This is a genomic window from Comamonas testosteroni, assembly GCF_030505195.1.
Classification (GTDB): domain Bacteria; phylum Pseudomonadota; class Gammaproteobacteria; order Burkholderiales; family Burkholderiaceae_C; genus Comamonas; species Comamonas testosteroni_G.
Window position 1 is genome coordinate 2,285,959 of record NZ_CP129672.1, and the last position, 16,663, is coordinate 2,302,621.

General features: G+C 64.0%; 15 protein-coding genes. 6 read left to right on the forward strand and 9 right to left on the reverse strand.

Annotation, left to right across the window (positions count from 1 at the left end):
• Positions 1-31: 31 nt before the first annotated feature.
• Positions 32-1,042: a Bug family tripartite tricarboxylate transporter substrate binding protein gene (locus QYQ99_RS10440; RefSeq protein WP_302092567.1), complete on the reverse strand. Its 1,011-nt coding sequence runs from the start codon at positions 1,040-1,042 to the stop codon at positions 32-34.
• 158 nt (positions 1,043-1,200) lie between these two features.
• Here QYQ99_RS10440 and QYQ99_RS10445 point away from each other — a divergent pair, with 158 nt between their 5' ends.
• Positions 1,201-2,121: a LysR family transcriptional regulator gene (locus tag QYQ99_RS10445; RefSeq protein WP_302092568.1), complete on the forward strand. Its 921-nt coding sequence runs from the start codon at positions 1,201-1,203 to the stop codon at positions 2,119-2,121.
• Between the two features lie 21 nt (positions 2,122-2,142).
• Here the strand turns inward: QYQ99_RS10445 and QYQ99_RS10450 are convergent, their stop codons facing one another.
• The 3 genes from QYQ99_RS10450 to QYQ99_RS10460 are packed head-to-tail and all read right to left on the reverse strand — an operon-like array spanning position 2,143 to position 4,194.
• Complete coding sequence (locus tag QYQ99_RS10450; protein WP_302092569.1) at positions 2,143-3,039, reverse strand: DMT family transporter; 897 nt, start codon at positions 3,037-3,039, stop codon at positions 2,143-2,145.
• Between the two features lie 58 nt (positions 3,040-3,097).
• Positions 3,098-3,655, reverse strand: a complete 558-nt coding sequence (locus QYQ99_RS10455; protein ID WP_003066904.1) for an NUDIX hydrolase — start codon at positions 3,653-3,655, stop codon at positions 3,098-3,100.
• A 26-nt stretch (positions 3,656-3,681) separates the two neighbouring features.
• A complete protein-coding gene (locus QYQ99_RS10460; protein ID WP_302092570.1) occupies positions 3,682-4,194 on the reverse strand; it encodes a GNAT family N-acetyltransferase in 513 nt (170 codons plus the stop codon).
• A gap of 197 nt (positions 4,195-4,391) precedes the next feature.
• Between QYQ99_RS10460 and QYQ99_RS10465 the strand changes: the two genes are divergently transcribed.
• Positions 4,392-4,646 (forward strand): DUF2061 domain-containing protein, encoded by a 255-nt coding sequence (locus QYQ99_RS10465; RefSeq protein ID WP_003066898.1) that lies wholly within the window; start codon positions 4,392-4,394, stop codon positions 4,644-4,646.
• A 349-nt stretch (positions 4,647-4,995) separates the two neighbouring features.
• Positions 4,996-6,351 (forward strand): aspartate aminotransferase family protein, encoded by a 1,356-nt coding sequence (locus QYQ99_RS10470; protein ID WP_302092571.1) that lies wholly within the window; start codon positions 4,996-4,998, stop codon positions 6,349-6,351.
• A 62-nt stretch (positions 6,352-6,413) separates the two neighbouring features.
• Here QYQ99_RS10470 and rsmA read toward each other — a convergent pair whose 3' ends face one another.
• The 3 genes from rsmA to QYQ99_RS10485 all read right to left on the reverse strand — a co-directional run bounded on the left by rsmA (position 6,414) and on the right by QYQ99_RS10485 (position 11,116).
• Positions 6,414-7,175 (reverse strand): 16S rRNA (adenine(1518)-N(6)/adenine(1519)-N(6))-dimethyltransferase RsmA, encoded by a 762-nt coding sequence (gene rsmA / locus QYQ99_RS10475; RefSeq protein ID WP_302092572.1) that lies wholly within the window; start codon positions 7,173-7,175, stop codon positions 6,414-6,416.
• 103 nt (positions 7,176-7,278) lie between these two features.
• Positions 7,279-8,706: a peptidylprolyl isomerase gene (locus QYQ99_RS10480; protein WP_302092573.1), complete on the reverse strand. Its 1,428-nt coding sequence runs from the start codon at positions 8,704-8,706 to the stop codon at positions 7,279-7,281.
• Between the two features lie 13 nt (positions 8,707-8,719).
• Positions 8,720-11,116, reverse strand: a complete 2,397-nt coding sequence (locus QYQ99_RS10485) for an LPS-assembly protein LptD (RefSeq protein ID WP_437439068.1) — start codon at positions 11,114-11,116, stop codon at positions 8,720-8,722.
• Positions 11,117-11,308: 192 nt separating this feature from the next.
• Here QYQ99_RS10485 and QYQ99_RS10490 point away from each other — a divergent pair, with 192 nt between their 5' ends.
• The 3 genes from QYQ99_RS10490 (at position 11,309) to QYQ99_RS10500 (ending at position 14,060) form a co-directional block, all read left to right on the forward strand.
• Positions 11,309-12,415, forward strand: coding sequence for an aminoglycoside phosphotransferase family protein (locus QYQ99_RS10490; protein WP_302092574.1), 1,107 nt, complete (start codon positions 11,309-11,311; stop codon positions 12,413-12,415).
• A gap of 165 nt (positions 12,416-12,580) precedes the next feature.
• Entirely contained in the window at positions 12,581-13,321 is a 741-nt protein-coding gene (locus tag QYQ99_RS10495; RefSeq protein ID WP_302092575.1) for a 16S rRNA (uracil(1498)-N(3))-methyltransferase, read from the forward strand.
• Positions 13,322-13,325: 4 nt separating this feature from the next.
• Positions 13,326-14,060 carry an SOS response-associated peptidase gene (locus tag QYQ99_RS10500; RefSeq protein WP_302092576.1) on the forward strand — a complete coding sequence of 245 codons (735 nt, stop codon included), beginning with the start codon at positions 13,326-13,328 and terminating at the stop codon, positions 14,058-14,060.
• A gap of 3 nt (positions 14,061-14,063) precedes the next feature.
• Here the strand turns inward: QYQ99_RS10500 and QYQ99_RS10505 are convergent, their stop codons facing one another.
• Together QYQ99_RS10505 and QYQ99_RS10510 are read right to left on the reverse strand one after the other, a co-directional pair.
• Complete coding sequence (locus QYQ99_RS10505) at positions 14,064-14,939, reverse strand: alpha/beta hydrolase (RefSeq protein ID WP_302092577.1); 876 nt, start codon at positions 14,937-14,939, stop codon at positions 14,064-14,066.
• Positions 14,940-15,109: 170 nt separating this feature from the next.
• Positions 15,110-16,603, reverse strand: a complete 1,494-nt coding sequence (locus tag QYQ99_RS10510; RefSeq protein WP_302092578.1) for a M20 family metallopeptidase — start codon at positions 16,601-16,603, stop codon at positions 15,110-15,112.
• Between the last annotated feature and the right edge of the window lie 60 nt (positions 16,604-16,663).

Below are 16,663 nucleotides of genomic sequence, written 5' to 3' on the forward strand. Positions count from 1 at the left end.
GCCGCCCAGGCGAAGCGACCCAGGGGGTGTTTTATTCCAAAGTAATGTGGTTGTCCCGGATGACCTTGGCCCAGCGCGCGCTGTCGGCCTGCACCATGGCGGCAAACTGCGCGGGGGTCTGCGGCTTGGCGGGCTCCACGCCCTGCTTGGCCAGGCTGGCGATCACCTCGGGATTCTGGATGGCGCGGTTGAAGGCCTGGTTGATCCGGCCGACCAGCTCGGGCTTCATGCCGGCCGGGCCGTAGAGGCCGAACCAGGTGACCGAGGAATAGCCCGGCAGGCCCGATTCGGCCACCGTGGGCAGATTCGGAGCCAGCGTGCTGCGCCTGTCGCCGGTCACAGCCAGGGCGCGCAAGCGGCCACTGGCCACATGGGGCATGCCCGTGGGGATGGAGTCGAACAGCAGGTGCACCTGGCCTGCCGCCAGATCGGTGATCGACTGGGCCGTGCCCTTGTAGGGCACATGGGCGAGCTGTAGGCCGGCCTGCGCAGCAAAGGCGGCGGTGTTCAGGTGCACGATGGTGCCATTGCCGCTGGTGGCGTAGTTGAGCTTGCCGGGGTTGGCCTTGGCATAGGCGATCAGCTCCTGAACGCTCTTGACCGGCAGCGAGGGCGTGACCAGCAGCACGCTGGCCGCGTCCGCCGTATGCGCGATGGGGCTGAAGTCCTTGTCTGCCTTGTAGGCCAGCCTGGGCATCAGATGCGGCGAGATGGCATGCGTGCTGCTGGTGGTGAACAGCAGCGTGTAGCCGTCGGCCGCCGCCTTGGCAGCCTCGGCCGTGCCTATGGTGCCGCCAGCGCCGGGCCGGTTGTCGATGACTAGCTGCTGGCCCAGCTCCTGCGATACGCGCTGCGCGATCACGCGTGCCACCAGATCGGTAGCGCCGCTGGCCGGAAACGGCACGATCACGCGCACCGGTCGGCTGGGCCAGGCGGCCTCGCCCTGGGCCAGGGCCGGCAAGACCAGCAAGCCGCCGGCCACGGCCGCAGCGGCTTGGAGCCACTGGCGACGCGTCGTTGAAACAGTAAACCGTGCCCGCATGGCAACTCCCGCAGAAATGGAGGGCTGGCCGCTGCCTGGCGACCATCGAACGGGAGATCTTAGAAAACCGGGGCATTTGCCGCTATCGGCAAATTTGCAAGCCATCGTTGCCAAAACAGCAAACCGGGCACAATGGCCCTCTACCGCCACCGCCTGCCATGCCCGAGTCCCGCCATTTGCTGCTCCAAGACACCGCGCTGCGCTACTTCCACGAAGTCGCGCAATGCGGCTCGCTGAGCGAGGCCTCGGCAAGGCTGCATGTGGCGGCCTCGGCCATCAGCCGCCAGATCGCGGCGCTGGAGGCGCGGCTGGGGACGCCGCTGTTCGAGCGCCACCCACGCGGCATGGTGCTCAACGCCGCCGGCGAGATCCTGGCCGATCATGCGCGCCGCGCGGGGCTGGACGCGGAGCGCGCTCTGGACGAGATCAAGGCCCTGCAAGGCCTGCGCAGCGGCAAGGTGCGCATTGCCAGCTCCGATGCCTTCGCCAGCGAATTCCTGCCGCGCCTGTGCGCGGCCTTCCAGCGCGAGCACAGCGGCATCGTCTTCGAGGTGGCGGTGCTTCCCACGCACGAGGTTTCCGGGGCCGTGCGCACCGGCATCGCCGACATAGGCCTGTGTTTCAGCCGGGCCCCGGAGCCCGGCATCGCCGTCGCCTGCCGCGTGGCCGCGCCCGTGCTGGCGCTGGTGGCATCCAGCCATGAGCTGGCACAAGAGCGCAGCGTGGCACTGGCCAGGCTGGTGCGCTATCCGCTGGCACTGACGCCGCCCAGCACGGCCGTGCGCCAGTTGCTGGACGCAGCCTGCAGCCGCCAGGGGCTGATGCTGGCTCCGGCCCTGGAGAGCAATCACGGCAAGACGCTGCTGAACTTTGCGGCCCAGGGCACGGCGGTTGCCGTGGCCAGCGAAATCGCCGCCCGCGACATGGTGGCCACAGGCGCGCTCGTGGCCGTGGCGCTCAGCGACCGCGGCATGGATCTGCGCGATATCGAGGTGCAGACCCTGGCCGGCCGCACGCTGCCGCATGCGGCGCAGTCCTTTCTGGAGCTTTTGCAGCTGCGCCTGCCCGCCGCCTGGTAAAAGAAGGCCACTCACGCTGGCTCAATCCGCCTTGGGGCGCAGCACCAGCCAGAGCGACAGCGCAATCAGCCCGCCCCCCATGGCATGTGCAACGGTCAAGGTCTCGTCGAGCAGGACCCAGCCCCAGAGCACGGCAAACACGGGCACGATGAAGGTCACGGTCAGCGCCTTGTGCGGGCCCTCGTCGGCAATCAGCCTGAAGTACAGCACATAGGCCAGCGCCGTGCTCAACAGGCCCAGCAGCGCCACATTGCCCCATGCCAGCAGCGGCGCGGCCTGCAGCCTGGCGAGCATGCCGGGCTCCAGCGCGATGTCGATGAGCAGCGCCGGCGTCAGCACCATCAATGCACCGAGCTGGCTGATGAAAACGGCAGCGCGCGTGTCCACGCTCGCATCGGCACCCACAAGCCTGAGCGTCAGATAGCTGGAAAACGCATAGCAGACCGTGGCAACAAAACAGGCCGCCATGCCGCCCAGCACGGCGGTGCTGAGATCCAGCGGCCCGGCCTGTGCCAGCACGGCCACGCCGCCAATCCCCAGCACCACGGCAGCCACGCGCGCGGGCGTGATCGCCTCGGCAAACACCAGCGCCCCCACCACGGTAGCCACCAGCGGCGTGGCGGCATTGAAGATGGCGCTATAGCCCGATGGCAGCACCTGGGCCGCCAGCGCGTACATGAGAAAGGGGATGCCGGAATTGATGGCCCCCAGCCCCAGCAAGGGCCAAAGATAGCGTCCCAGCCTGGGCCGGAAACCCATGGCAAACAACGCCGCGCCAAGGCCCAGCGCCGAAAACAGGCCGCGTCCCAAGGCCGTGGGCACAGCCCCCAGATGGGGTACGGCCACGCGCATGAATAAAAAACTGCCGCCCCAGAGGGCGGACAGTGTCATGAGTCGGATCAGGCTGGCTACAGACATACAGGGCATTGTGCACAGCCCCGGCCTGTATGCCAGTCACTACAAATGCATGCCGCAATCAGTGAATCTGCACCAGCACATCGTCCAGCGTGGCACCGGCCTCTTCAGGTACCGGGCGCGTCAGCTGCGGCACCTTGTAGATGCTGGCATCGGCATGGATGAGGCCTATGTCATAGCGCTGGCCGGCCAGATAATCGCCCACCGACTCCAGCACGATGGGGCTGCGGTGCAGATGCTCGGTGGCCTTGAGCTCGTCGAGAGAGAGCCAGACGCTGCGCACGATGCCATCGTCCAGATGGCGCTGGGCATGGTGCATGCCCAGATCGCCCGTGAAGGCAAAGCGCAGATAGGTGATGTCCGAGCCCGTGCGCGTGCGCACAAAGCGGTTCATGTAGATGCCGACCAGGGCCGTGGGCGTGAAGCTGTAGGCCGTCTCTTCCATGACTTCGCGCACACAGGCATCGACAGGGCTTTCGGAGGGGTCGAGATGACCGGCCGGCGTGTTCAGACGCAGTCCATCCGCCGTTTGTTCTTCCACCAGCAAAAAACGGCCATCGCGTTCGATGATGGCCGAGACAGTCACATTGGGTTTCCAGCGATTGGGCATGGCCGGCATTATCCTTGCCCCAACCCGACGATGTGTCAGATAAATCCCACCATATAGAGCGCGCCCTCGCCATAACTGTCCAAATGTTGTTGTTGCACAGCATTTGTCACGGACTGGACCGCATAGCCTTGACGCTCCCAGTAAAGCCGTGAGCCCTGCACCGAAACCAGTGCCGTGCGCTGCACGCCGCGCGCTCTGGCCTGGGCCTTCAGGGCCTGGACCATGCGCCCCGCCAGGCCCTGGCCGGCGGCAGCCTCGGACACGGCCATATCGTGCAGATAGAGCACGCTGGCGTCGTCATAGTCGGCAAAGTCGCCGTTGAGCGGCGTGATGGCCCCGGGGCGCGACCAGTAGGCGGCCAGATAGGCCACCAGTTCGCCCCCTTGCTCGGCCGCCCAGGAACAATGCCCGGCGGTGCGCAAACGGCGCACAAACACCTCGCGCGACTCGGCAAAGTCCGCGCCATAGCAATGCTCCTGTATGCGCAGCAGGGCATCCACATCATCCACGCCCAGCGCGCGCAGCTGGATTGGCATCGACTCCGGCATCAAAAACTCTCAAATCAATAGCTGTCAGCGCTTATCAGTCAATGGCTGACAGCCAATTTCAATCAAACCCCAGCACACAGCTTAGCAAGCCGCTCATCTCGCAGCAGCCCGTAGGCACTATCGCAATGGTAATGATTCTCAATTGGAAATTCATCGCCACCCTCCCTACCATTCATTCATCGCTCAGGGAGAAACAGATGACACGCTTGATCAAGACATTGCGCCAGAACCAGCTCACGCTGACCAAGACTGCCAGTTACTACGTGATCCACATCACCGTGGCCGCCTGCGTCGCCTATGCCGTGACCGGCAATCTGATTGCCTCGCTGACGCTGAGCCTGCTGGAGCCCACGGTTCAGGCCTTTGCCTTCTTCTTCCATGAAAAAGTCTGGGAGCGCCGCCTGAAGAAACGTGAACAGCAAGCGCTTGCGGGACAAGCGCTGAGCGCCTGAGAGCCGCCTATGAACGCCGACCACCCCACCACTTTTGCGCAGTGGCTGCTGCAGTCACTGGCCACGCTGGGCGACTGCAACGGTCACCTCAACGGCCACCTCAATGACCTGTAGAAATCATGTGCACAAGCCTTTGGGTAAGTCTTCGATAAATCTTGAATATCCTAGGCCCCATCTGATTTTCTGATAACTTGCAACTGAAAACCATCCGAACCCCGCCCTCCAACACCAGAAAATCCTGTGGATAAGTTATGCAGAGCATGCAAATGCGGCCTCGCGCCCATGGGTTTGCGGCTATTTGCCAAACCGGGCTCAAGGCCAACAATGGCCGGGAATCCAAGGAGTTCCCATGCAGCTTGCAGACCGCCAGACATCCGCAGACCTCAACCGCCACGACGAGCAATGGCTGAGCGCCCACTGGATGCCGTTTACCGGCAATCGCAACTTCAAGGCCAGGCCCCGCATCATCACCGGCGCACAGGGGGCCTACTACAACGACGCCGATGGCCGGCGCATTTTCGACGGCCTCTCGGGCCTGTGGTGCTCGGGGCTGGGCCATGGCCGCCGCGAGATTGCCGAGGCCATTGGCCAAGCCGCGCTGCAACTCGACTACTCTCCCGCCTTCCAGTTCGGCCACCCTGCCTCGTTCGAGCTTGCCAACCGCATCGTGGCGCTGATGCCCCAGGGGCTTGAACATGTGTTCTTCACCGGCTCGGGATCGGAAGCGGCCGACACCTCGCTGAAGATGGCGCGCGCCTACTGGCGCGCCAGGGGCCAGGGCACCAAGACCCGGCTGATCGGGCGCGAAAAGGGCTATCACGGCGTGAACTTCGGCGGCATCTCGGTAGGCGGCATGGGGGGCAACCGCAAGATGTTCGGCCAGGGGATTGAAGCCGACCATCTGCCGCACACCCAGCCGCCACCCGGTTCGTTCTTCAAGGGCCAGCCCCAGACCGACGGACGCGCCCTGGCAGACCGGCTGCTCGATCTGATCGCCCTGCATGACGCCAGCAATATCGCGGCCGTGATCGTGGAGCCCATGTCGGGCTCGGGCGGGGTGGTGATTCCGCCCGCCGGCTATCTGCAGCGTTTGCGCGAGATCTGCACCCAGCACGACATCCTGCTGATCTTCGACGAGGTCATCACGGGCTTTGGCCGCCTCGGGGCGATGACGGCGGCTGAGGCCTTTGGCGTGACGCCGGACATCATGAATATCGCCAAGCAGGTCAGCAATGGCGCCCAGCCGCTGGGAGCCTGCGTGGTCTCGCCTGCCATCTATGACCAGTTCATGGCGGCTGGCGGGCCTCAGTACATGCTGGAATTTGCCCACGGCTATACCTATTCGGCCCATCCCGTGGCCTGCGCGGCAGGCATTGCAGCGCTGGATCTGCTGGAGCGCGAAGACGGCCCGGGCCGAGTGCGCACGCTGGCCCCCTTCTTCGAGCAGGCCGTGCACAGCCTCAGGGGCGCCAGGCATGTGCTGGACATCCGCAATATCGGCCTGGCGGCAGGCATCACGATTGCGCCCCTGCCTGGCGAGCCCGCCAGGCGCCCTTACGAGATCGCCATGAAATGCTGGGAGGCCGGCTTTTATGTGCGCTACGGCGGCGACACGATTCAACTGGCACCGCCCTTCATCAGCGAGCAGGCCGAGATCGAGCGACTAATCAACGTACTGGGCGATGCGCTGCAGGCCACTGACTGAAATATCAAATCAGTAGCTTCAATCGCTTACCCAGCAAGCGATTGAAGCATTTTTATCTCAATTCAGGAAAGCTGTGCCGCCAGGGCTTCGAATTCGGCGACCGGCACTTCTTCCGCGCGGCGCTGCAGATCGAACTCGCCGGCAAAGCCCTTGGCTTCCAGCCACTTGCCCAGGGTGTTGCGCAAGATCTTGCGGCGCTGGCTGAAAGCGACCTGCACCAGCTCTTCCAGCAGCTTGGGATCGAGATCCGCAGGCTGCTCGCGCGGAATCATGCGCACCACGGCGCTGTCAACCTTGGGAGGCGGATTGAAGCTGCCCGGCGGCACGAACAGCACATCTTCCATGGCGTAGCGCCACTGCAGCATCACCGACAGGCGGCCGTAGGCCGAGGTGCCGGCATCGGCCACCATGCGGTCGATGACTTCCTTTTGCAGCATGAAGTGCTGATCCTGCACCACATCCACCTGCTCCAGCAGATGGAAAAGAATGGGGCTGGAGATGTTGTAGGGCAGGTTGCCGACCACGCGCAGCTTGGCCGCGCCCAGACGTGCGGCCAGCGCACGGAAGTCCACCTTGAGCACATCGGACTCGACCACGTCGAGATCGTCGCGCAGACGCAGACGGGCCGCCAGGTCGCGGTCCAGCTCGATCACGGTGAGCTTGCCCAGGCGCTCGACCAGGGGCTGCGACAGCGCCATCAGACCGGGGCCGATCTCGACCATGGGTTCGCCCGCCTTGGGATCGATGGCCTGGACGATGTTGTCGATGATGGCGCCGTCGGTCAGAAAGTTCTGACCAAAGCGCTTGCGGGGAATATGTTTCATGAATGCGAAAGCGGTGCCAGGGCACCGCTTGGAATGGGGGGGAGCTCCGATGCCCGGTGCGCAATGATGACATTACCGGGCACTTCAAGCGGATTGAATGGACTTATTGGGGTGGCTCGCGGTATTCCACAAAGGCCTTGCCGCGCAGTTCCTTGAGCCAGGTTTCGTAGTCCTGCTCGGCCTTGCGCTCGCGCACGACGTTGCGCACCATTTCGCGCTGCTCGCGCTCGGTGAGCTTTTCCTGGCGGCGCTCGATCAGCTGGATCAGGTGCACGCCGAAACGCGACACCACGGGGTTGCTGATCTGGCCCGGCTGCAGGTTGTCGAGCACGCGTTCGAACTCGGGCACGAACTGGCCGGGCGAAGACCAGCCCAGATCACCGCCATTGCGCGCGCTGCCGTCCTTGGAGAACTCCTGCGCCAGTTGCTCGAAGGTGGCCTGACCGGATTCAACACGACGCTTGTAGTCCTCCAGACGCTTGGCAGCCTGGGCTTCGGTCATGCCATTGCCTACGGTCAGCAGAATATGGCGTGCGTGGTTCTGCGTGATGTATACAGGTGCTCCTGCCTGAGATTTTTCCAGCACCTTGAGCACGTGGAAACCAGCGCCCGAACGAAACGGACCGACGACGGCACCTACTGCCGCATTGCCCACCTGCTGAGAAAACAGCTCGGGGTAATCGCTCATGGGGCGCATGCCCATGGCGCCGCCACCCTGGCCATTGGGCACATCCGAGAACTCACGCACGGCAGCGATGAAGTCGGGGTTCTTGCGCGCCGCTTCTGCCGCCTGCTTGGCCTTGGCTTCGCGCTCCGCCACCACGGCAGGGCTGGCGTTTTCCGGCACGGTGATCAGGATATGGCCCAGATTGGCTGCCGAACCAGCGGCCGCATCGCCGGGGCGCTTCTGCTCCTTGAGATAGCGATCGATGTCCGCTTCCGTGACCTTGACGCGGCCATCCACATCACGCTCGCGCACACGCTGCATCAGCATCTGGTTGCGGATCTCCGAACGGAACTGCGCTTCGGAAAGCCCTTCGGCCTTCAGGCGCGACAGCAGACCGGCCTTGTCGGTATTGTTCTGGCGCGCCACATTGGCCACGGCCTGATCGACCGTCATGTTGTCAACGTTGATGCCCGTGTCCTTGGCTTCCTGCAGCTGCACGCGCTCGAGAATCAGGCGCTCCAGAACCTGGCGGGCCAGCTCGCTCTGGGAGGGTAGCTGACCGCCCTGCTCGGTCACGTTCTGCGCCACGCGCTCCATGCGCGCACGCACTTCGTTATTGGTGATGGGCTCCGAATTGACCACGGCCACGATGTAGTCAGCCGAGCGAACACCCTGTGTGGCTGCTGGAGCCTGGCGCCCCGAGGGCTGGGCCGTAGCCTCCAATGCGCGCGAGATGGAGGGGTCATTGACAGCCTTGGCCTTGCTGCCGGGACTCTTCAGGCCCTGGGCCTGCACACCGGCAGCCATTACAGCCAGTGCCACGGCAACAGCACATGCATTGGATGTCTTGGAGAAAAAACGCATGAAAAAGCCTTGATTAATCGTAATTGGTAAAGCGGCTGGGCGGAGTCACCGCCTCACGCAAATATTGGTAACGCGGCACATTCTGCTTGAGACTGGAGGTGGGGTCGGCACCAAAGCTCAGTCGCGAGAAGCCCACGAACTCCATCTGGAACAGCAGACGCAGATTGGACTGGACGACCGAGCTTTGCAGACGCTCCAGCACCACACGGCCAATCCAGCAGCAACCGTCGTACTCCAGGCCGACCACGGTATCCACCAGCTTGTTGTCCTTGATGGAGTAGTTGAGGCGGCCCACGGCGTACCAGCGGCCGCCGCCCTGACCGCGACCGGCGCCCAGATCCTTGCCCTTGTCACCCCAGAGGTCATTGATGGGCCATTGCCAGCCCACATCCACCAGCTCGCTGGAGGGCTTCTTGGTGACCGTATCCAGCTGCGTGCGGTAGCCGATGTTGAAGGTGCGATAGTTGCCTGGGCTGTAACGCGCCGTGGCCGTGGTACGGACCGTGCGGTTCAAGTCCTTGTTGTACTGGGTCGTGCCTTCCAGCGACCACTTGTCGGTCCAGTTGAAGGCCGCGCCCAGCAAAATATCGGAAAGCTTGCTGGTGGCGGCCACCTCTCCGGGCAGCAGCACGCGCTGATCGGACAGGCGCACGCGCTGGGCCACGGCGAACTTGAGCTTCTCGGCACCGCTTTCGGGGTCGATGAAGCGCGAAGTCGCGCCCAGGGTCATCAAGTGGTTGTCGGCAATGCGGTCCTGGCCGACATAGTCGTTCTCGGAAAAAATACTCGCGAAGTTGAAGTCGCTGCGTCCTGTGTCATAGAGCGGCAGCATGCTCTGGTCGCGATAAGGCGTATAGGTGTAGAAGGCCCGGGGCTCGAAGGTCTGCAGCAGATTCTTGCCGAACCAGGAGGTATCGCGCTCGAAGATCAGGCCGCTGTCCAGGCTGAAGGTGGGCAAGGTCCGGTTGGCGCTCTTGCTGCCGTTGCTCATCAGCTGATCGGTCTGATACATGGAGGTATGCAGCATCAGCTTGGGCGTGATGAAGGCGCCGGGAGACAGGAATGGCCGGCTCATCTGTGCCTGAACATAGCTGCGCTGACCGTTGTTGCCCACCTGGCCCGCGATGGGGCGAATCAGCTCGAAACGTGTGGTGTCGGCAACCACGGTGAAATCCAGCCCATGCGGCAGATCCAGCGGCGTGTAACGGTACTGCAGTTGCGGCACCATGCTGTAGGGCGGCGCAATCGGCGAAGTCACATCCTGCTGCACTTGATAGCGCAGCACATTGAGGCTCAGCACCCCGTCACCCTTGGCCCAGCTCAGATTGGCCGTACTGGGCAGCAGGCGCTGGCGCAGGGCCACGGGAGCCAGACGGAAGTCGCGCCAGTAATCGCCGTCGCTGACGCGGTTCAGATTGAGGTTCAGCCCCAGACCGCCGACAGGTGTATCAATGGTCGTGCGATGCTGCCAGGAATAGCCCCAGCGATCCCGGTTGCGCAGATTGTCGCCCGGCATGTAACTGGCATAGGTTTCACCAGAGTAGCTGGGCTCCAGATAGCGGAACTGCCCCGTCAGGTTCACGCCGCGCTTGGTCATCAGCGTGGGCGTGATGGTCATATCGCGATTGGGAGCGATATTCCAGTAATAGGGCTGCGAGTACTCGATGCCGCCGAGCTTGTCCATGCCTATCATGGGCGGCAGCAGGCCCGATTTGCGCTTGTCCGAGAGCGGAAAGCTCATGCGCGGCACGGGCAGGACCGTCACGCCCTTGAACTTCAAGGACGCCCCCTCGGCCACCCCCACCTCTTCGGCCATGTCCAGATGAATGGTCTTGGCCTCGAGCACCCAGCTCGGCTCCCAGCTGGCCTCGTCATCACGCTGGCAGGTGGTGTAGGTGGCGTCATGGACGACCGAACGATCCTTGTCGATAAAGTCCACGCGCGAGGACTCGCCATGGCCGCCCGTGGCCAGAAAGCGATAGTTGGCATTGTCGAACTGGCCCTTGAAGGCATCCATCTGCAGGTCCAGCGTCGCCCCCTCGTAGACATTGCCGGCCTGGTTGATGTGGACCGAGCCCACGGCGTTGATCCTGTCGTCCGGAACCGCATAGTCGAGCTTGTCCGCTCGGATCATGGTGTCGCCGCGGCGCAGCTCGGCCTCGCCATGGACCGAGGCCTTGAGATCGGGCTGGCCGGAGAGGCTGTCACCCTTGATATAGGTGGGCTGCTGGTCGCGCACTTCCTGAGGATAGCTCTCCTGCAACAGACTGCTGGACTTGAGTTGCAGCGCAGGCAACTCGCCCGCAACGCTGGAGGAGGACGATGCTGTCGTCTCGGCCGACTGGGCATAGGCCTGCATGCCAGCACCCGCCCATGCCAGTGCCACAGCCCATGCCAGAGGACGAATCACCGGCCGCGCAGCTCCCGAACGCGTCGAACGGGCAGGGCAGGCAGGTAGGAAATCTCGCGGATGGGATGGGGATTGCACGATGATCTTGAACGTCAAAAGCGCGCGTGCCCAGGCACACGTCAACAGAAAACCGAGAGCCTAGCACCACTGTCCACAGATGCGGCGGCATCGGTTTGTAAAATCCGATTATCCATGACCGCTCCTATCACCCCCACAGTTGGCGTTGCCTGGGCAGATTCTGCCCGCCACGCCGCATTCGACGCCTGGCTGGCACCGCTGGCTCAAAAGCACCTGCTGCTTCCTGCAACCCTGCGCCCCGCTTCGGCCGATGCGAGCTTTCGCCGCTATCTGCGCCTGGATCGCAGCGATGGCAACAGCCTGATCGTCATGGACGCGCCGCCGGACAAGGAAGATTGCGCGCCTTTTGCCAAGGTTCAGGGCCTGATGAACCAGGCCGGCCTGTGCGTACCGCAGATTCTGGACTGGGACGCCGGCCACGGCTTCATGCTGCTCAGCGACCTGGGCGGCCAGACCGTCATCGAGGCTCTGCACCCCGAAAAACCCCAGGATGCCGAAGCCTGGTACCGCTCGGCCATCGAGGTGCTGCTGGACTGGCAGTTGGCCTCCAAGGCCGGCAATACCGGCAGCTTGCCTCTCTATGACGAAGCCCTGCTGCGCCGCGAGCTGCAGCTGTTCCCCGACTGGTACATAGCCAAGCACCGCCAGTTCACACTGGACGACAAGCAGCAGGCCCTGCTCGGCAAGGCCTTCGATCAGATCGTCGCCCACAATCTGCAAGCCCCCAGTGTCTATGTGCACCGTGACTTCATGATGCGCAACCTGATGCAACCGGTGTCCAGCGGCGCGCCGCTGGGCGTGCTGGACTTCCAGGATGCCGTCTACGGCCCCATCACCTATGACATCGCCAGCCTGCTGCGAGATGCCTTCATCAGTTGGGAAGAGGACTTCATCATCGACATCACCATCCGTTACTGGGAAAAGGCCCGCAAGGCCGGCCTGGTGGGTGCCAACAGCGCCAGCGGCTGGGGTGATGACTTCGGCGAGTTCTACCGTGGGGTTGAATGGATGGGTCTGCAGCGCCACCTCAAGGTTGCGGGTATCTTTGCGCGCCTGACGCTGCGCGACGGCAAGCCCAAGTATCTGGCCGATGCGCCTCGTTTCATCCACTACATCCGCTCCACCTGCAACCGCTACCGCGCGCTGGGTCCGTTCCTCAAATTGATCGACGAGATCGAGGGTATCCAGACGCAGGTCGGTTACGCCTACGGAAGAATGTAGATATACCCCCTGAGCCGCTTTGCGGCTTCCCCCTCTCTGCTTCGCGGAGGGGGACGACACCAGCGCTGCGGGGCGGCCCTTGCGCGGTGCCCCTAGGTTAGAGGGTGCCAGTTTTACAAGCTGCGAAGCAGCTCTAACCGCAAGTAACAAATATCCATTTCCCCTATGCCGCGCTATCACTGCCCTATCCCACTACACATCGGCAACGAACTGGACCTGCCTGCAGGTGCCGCCCGCCATGTGCAGGTGCTGCGCCACCAGCCCGGCGATGTCATCACCCTGTTTGAGGGCCAGACCGGCAACGGTTTTACCGGAGGCGAGTTCCAGGCAACCATCACCCGCATGGGCCGCAGCGATGTAGGCGTGCGCGTGGACAGCCACAGCCCCGCCGAGCGCGAAGCCTCACGTGCCGTGCATCTGGTGGTGGGCATGCCCGCCAACGAGCGCATGGACTGGCTGGTGGAAAAAGCCACCGAACTGGGCGCTGCCAGCATCCAGCCCGTGATGGCGGCTCGCAGCGTGCTCAAGCTCAAGGGCGACCGCGCGGACAAGAAGATCGAGCGCTGGCAGTCGATTGCCGTCTCGGCCTGCGAGCAATGCGGGCGCAACCAGGTACCCGTGATTCATGCCCCACTGTCGCTGGCCGACTGGCTGCGCAGCAAGCAGGCGCCTGCGGCCGATGCAGCGCGTCTGGTGCTGTCGCTGCGCGAGGGCAATCAGCCGCTGCGCGCTGCCGCCGGCGATGCCCAGGCAGTCTGGGTGTTGCATGGCCCCGAAGGGGGCCTGACCGCCCAGGAAGAAGACTGGGCCCTGGAGCAAGGCTGGAAACCTGCCAGCCTCGGCTCCCGCGTGCTGCGCGCCGAAACAGCATCTGTTGCCACCCTGTCCCTGCTGGCCCTGGAGTAAATCAATGAGCAGCTGTCACCTTTCTCTGGCCAAGCCCGAGTTTTATCTGCAGAACTTTCGCGTGGAGGCTCCCGAGTCTCTGCCCGAGGCTGTACTGACCCCGCGTCGCATGGGTCTCATCATCGTCAATGCAGCTGCAGAATCCTCTGCAGCGCTTTTGGGTCAACCGTTTGCAGCTCCCGAAGAAGGAGCACCTGCGCTGCCAGTGGAGCGAGTACTGGTGCCCGCCAGCTTCGGCCTGGTGCCGCACTGGGTCAAGTCCGCGTCTGACGGCCGCCTGCGCGCGCTCAAGCTGGTGACCGCAAAAATAGACAATCTGACCACGGGAACGGCGTTTCGCGATGCCTGGCTGGCTGGCCAGCGCTGCATCGTGCCCATGCAGGCCTTTCAGGTCGACGACCTGCGCCCCGGCAAGCCCCTGCCCACCCGCATCACCCGCGTGGACAACCAGCCCATGGGCGCCGCCGGCGTCTGGGCGCGCTGGGTCGGTGAGGACGGCGAGGTCATCGTCAGCTACGCCCTCATCACCATCAATGCCAATGCCCATGCGCTGATGAACCGCTACGGCCAGCCCGGCAACGACAAGGCCATGCCCGCCATCCTCAACGAAGGTGCATATGACGCCTGGCTCAATGCCAAGGTGAACAAGGCCAAGGAGTTTCTGCGCCCCTACCCTGCGGAAAAGCTGCGTGCCAACCCGGTGGAAAAAGGCCGCAAGCAGCCGCCGCCCCTGCTGTGATCTTCAAGCCGCAGGAAAGCACTGGTCCAGCCACTGCTCGAGCCGCGCAAATACCGGCGCGGCAAGTTCAGGGCTCTCGTTGAATATCTCGTGATAGGCCGTCTCAAAGCACTGGGACTGCACCAGATCGCGTGGCGCCTGGGCGGCAAAGGCGGCGCTGCCGGCCGGGTTGACCAGCTTGTCATCGCCCGCCCATAGCAGCAGCGTGGGCACGCACCAGGCCGGCGCCTTGGACAGCACATGGCGGCCGCCCTCGGCCATATAGCGCGCCAGCCGGGCGCTGATGCGCCGGTGCTGCAGCGCATCGGCGTCATAGGCCAGCGCCACTTCGGGATCATGCGAGAGATGGGCAGACTGCAGGCCATTGGTCACGCGCAGATTGGGCAGCAGTCTGGGCAAGCTCGCCACCAGCGCCTTTTGCACACCCGACAGATGCAGGGCCAGCGCCGCAGAGGACAGCACCAGCCCGTCCACATGGCGCAGGCCCGAAGCGACAAAATCTGCAGCAACCAGCCCACCCAGGCTATGGCCCAGCAGCACCAGAGGCTGATGCTTGGGCATGGCTGCACGCGTGGCATCCAGCACCACCGCCAGATCGTCGAGCAGGCGCATATCGCTGGTCAGACCGCCCTGGGGCCCGCCCGAGAGGCCGTGACCGTACTGGTCATAGGCCCGCACCGCAAAGCCCCAGTCATTGAGCCGCCGGGCCAGCGCGGCATAGCGGCCGCTGTGCTCGCCCAGACCATGGACCAGCAGCACCTGGGCACGGGGCTTGACGCCCGGCGCCAGCGGCCAGTCGCGCAGCGCAAGCTGGGTGGCGTCAGATGCGGCCATATGCAGCAGCCGGGACGGATAGGTACTGGAATCGGTGGGCGTCATGCACGATCTCTTCAGTCTGACAAGAGTTTGCAGGATGCAGCCGGCACCAGCGCACGTCAACCGTGGCAGTCCCCGGTCCAACCAAGGAAACCAGCCATGGTGCTATCAAAGATAGATAGCACCAGACGCTTTGGGTACAAGCGCCAGCGGCTGTCTTCTCGATGCTTACGTCAGGCCTGCGCCGGCTCCGTCTGATGGCGGGCCATGGCGGCGATCACCTCGGCCACCGAAGCCGTGAGCTTCTTGGCATAGGGCACATGGAGGAACTCGTTGGGACCGTGGGCATTGCTCTTGGGGCCCAGCACGCCGCAGACCATCATCTGCGCCTTGGGAAAGCCCTTGCTCAGCATGTTCATCAGCGGAATCGTGCCGCCTTGGCCGATATAGCCGCAACCGGCGCCGAAGTGGGCCTGGCTGGCGGCATTGAGCGCATTCTCGAACCAGCCGTCCATGCCCGGCGCATTCCAGCCACTGGAGCTGGACAGGCCTTCCCAGGTCACCTTGGCCTCATAGGGCGCGTTGTCCTCCAGCAAAGCCTTCATCTCCTGCACGCAGGCTGCGGCATCGACCAGCGGCGGCAGGCGCAGGCTGAGCTTGAAGGCCGTGTAGGGGCGCAGCACATTGCCGGCATTTTGCAGATTGGGCATGCCCTCCACACCGGTCACGCTCAGCGTGGGCTCCCAGGTGCGGCGCACCAGAGCCTGGACGGGATCGGTAGTCGTGGGCAGGGACACACGGGCCGAGCCGCCGCAGTCGTAATGCGCCCAGGGAAAGCGCGCATAGGCATCCTCGCCCAGGATGTCTGCCGTGGCGCGGATCTGCGCCATGCGCTCGAGCGGCACCTCGCAGTGAAAGCTCTGCGGCAGCACGCGGCCGTTCTTGCTGTCCTCTAGACGATCCAGCACCTGTCGCATGATGCGAAAGGACGAGGGCACCACGCCCGAGGCATCGCCCGAGTGCACGCCCTCGGTAAGGATCTGCACCTTGAGCGTGCCGCTGGCCATGCCGCGCAGGCTGGTGGTCAGCCACAGCTGGTCGTAGTTGCCGGCGCCGCTGTCCAGACAGATCACCAGGCCCACATCGCCCAGACGCGGGCGCAAGGCATCCACATAGGGCAGCAGATCGGCCGAGCCGCTTTCCTCGCAGGTCTCGATGATGGCCACGATGCGGGGGTGAGGCACGTTCTGGCGCTTGAGCTCCTGAATCGCCGCCACGCTGGCATAGACCGCATAGCCGTCGTCGGCTCCGCCACGGCCGTAGAGCTTGCCGTCCTCGTATTTAGGCGTCCAGGGGCCCAGATCGCTGCGCCAGCCTTCGAACTCGGGCTGCTTGTCGAGGTGGCCGTACATCAGCACCGTGGGGCTGGTCGAGGCTTTCTCGGCCGTGCCTTCCACCTCGAAGAAGATGACCGGCGTGCGCCCCGGCTGCTGAATCACTTCCAGCTTCAGCCCGGCCACTTTTTGCGCTTCCACCCAGGCCGCAGCGTTGCGCAGTACGGTGGCGATATGGCCTTGCTGCTCCCAGTCGGGGGCAAACATGGGCGACTTGGCAGGGATGGTGATGTAGTTCGTCAGCTCGGGGACGATGCTCTGATCCCACTGCTCGGTGATGTGCTGCAGCGCATCCTGTGGCTGCAGCAGATTGGTGGGAGTACGTGCGTTCATGGTCGGCTCCTTCAGTGACGGTGCTGCGAGCCATGACGGGCTCGCGCCATGCCCGTGATT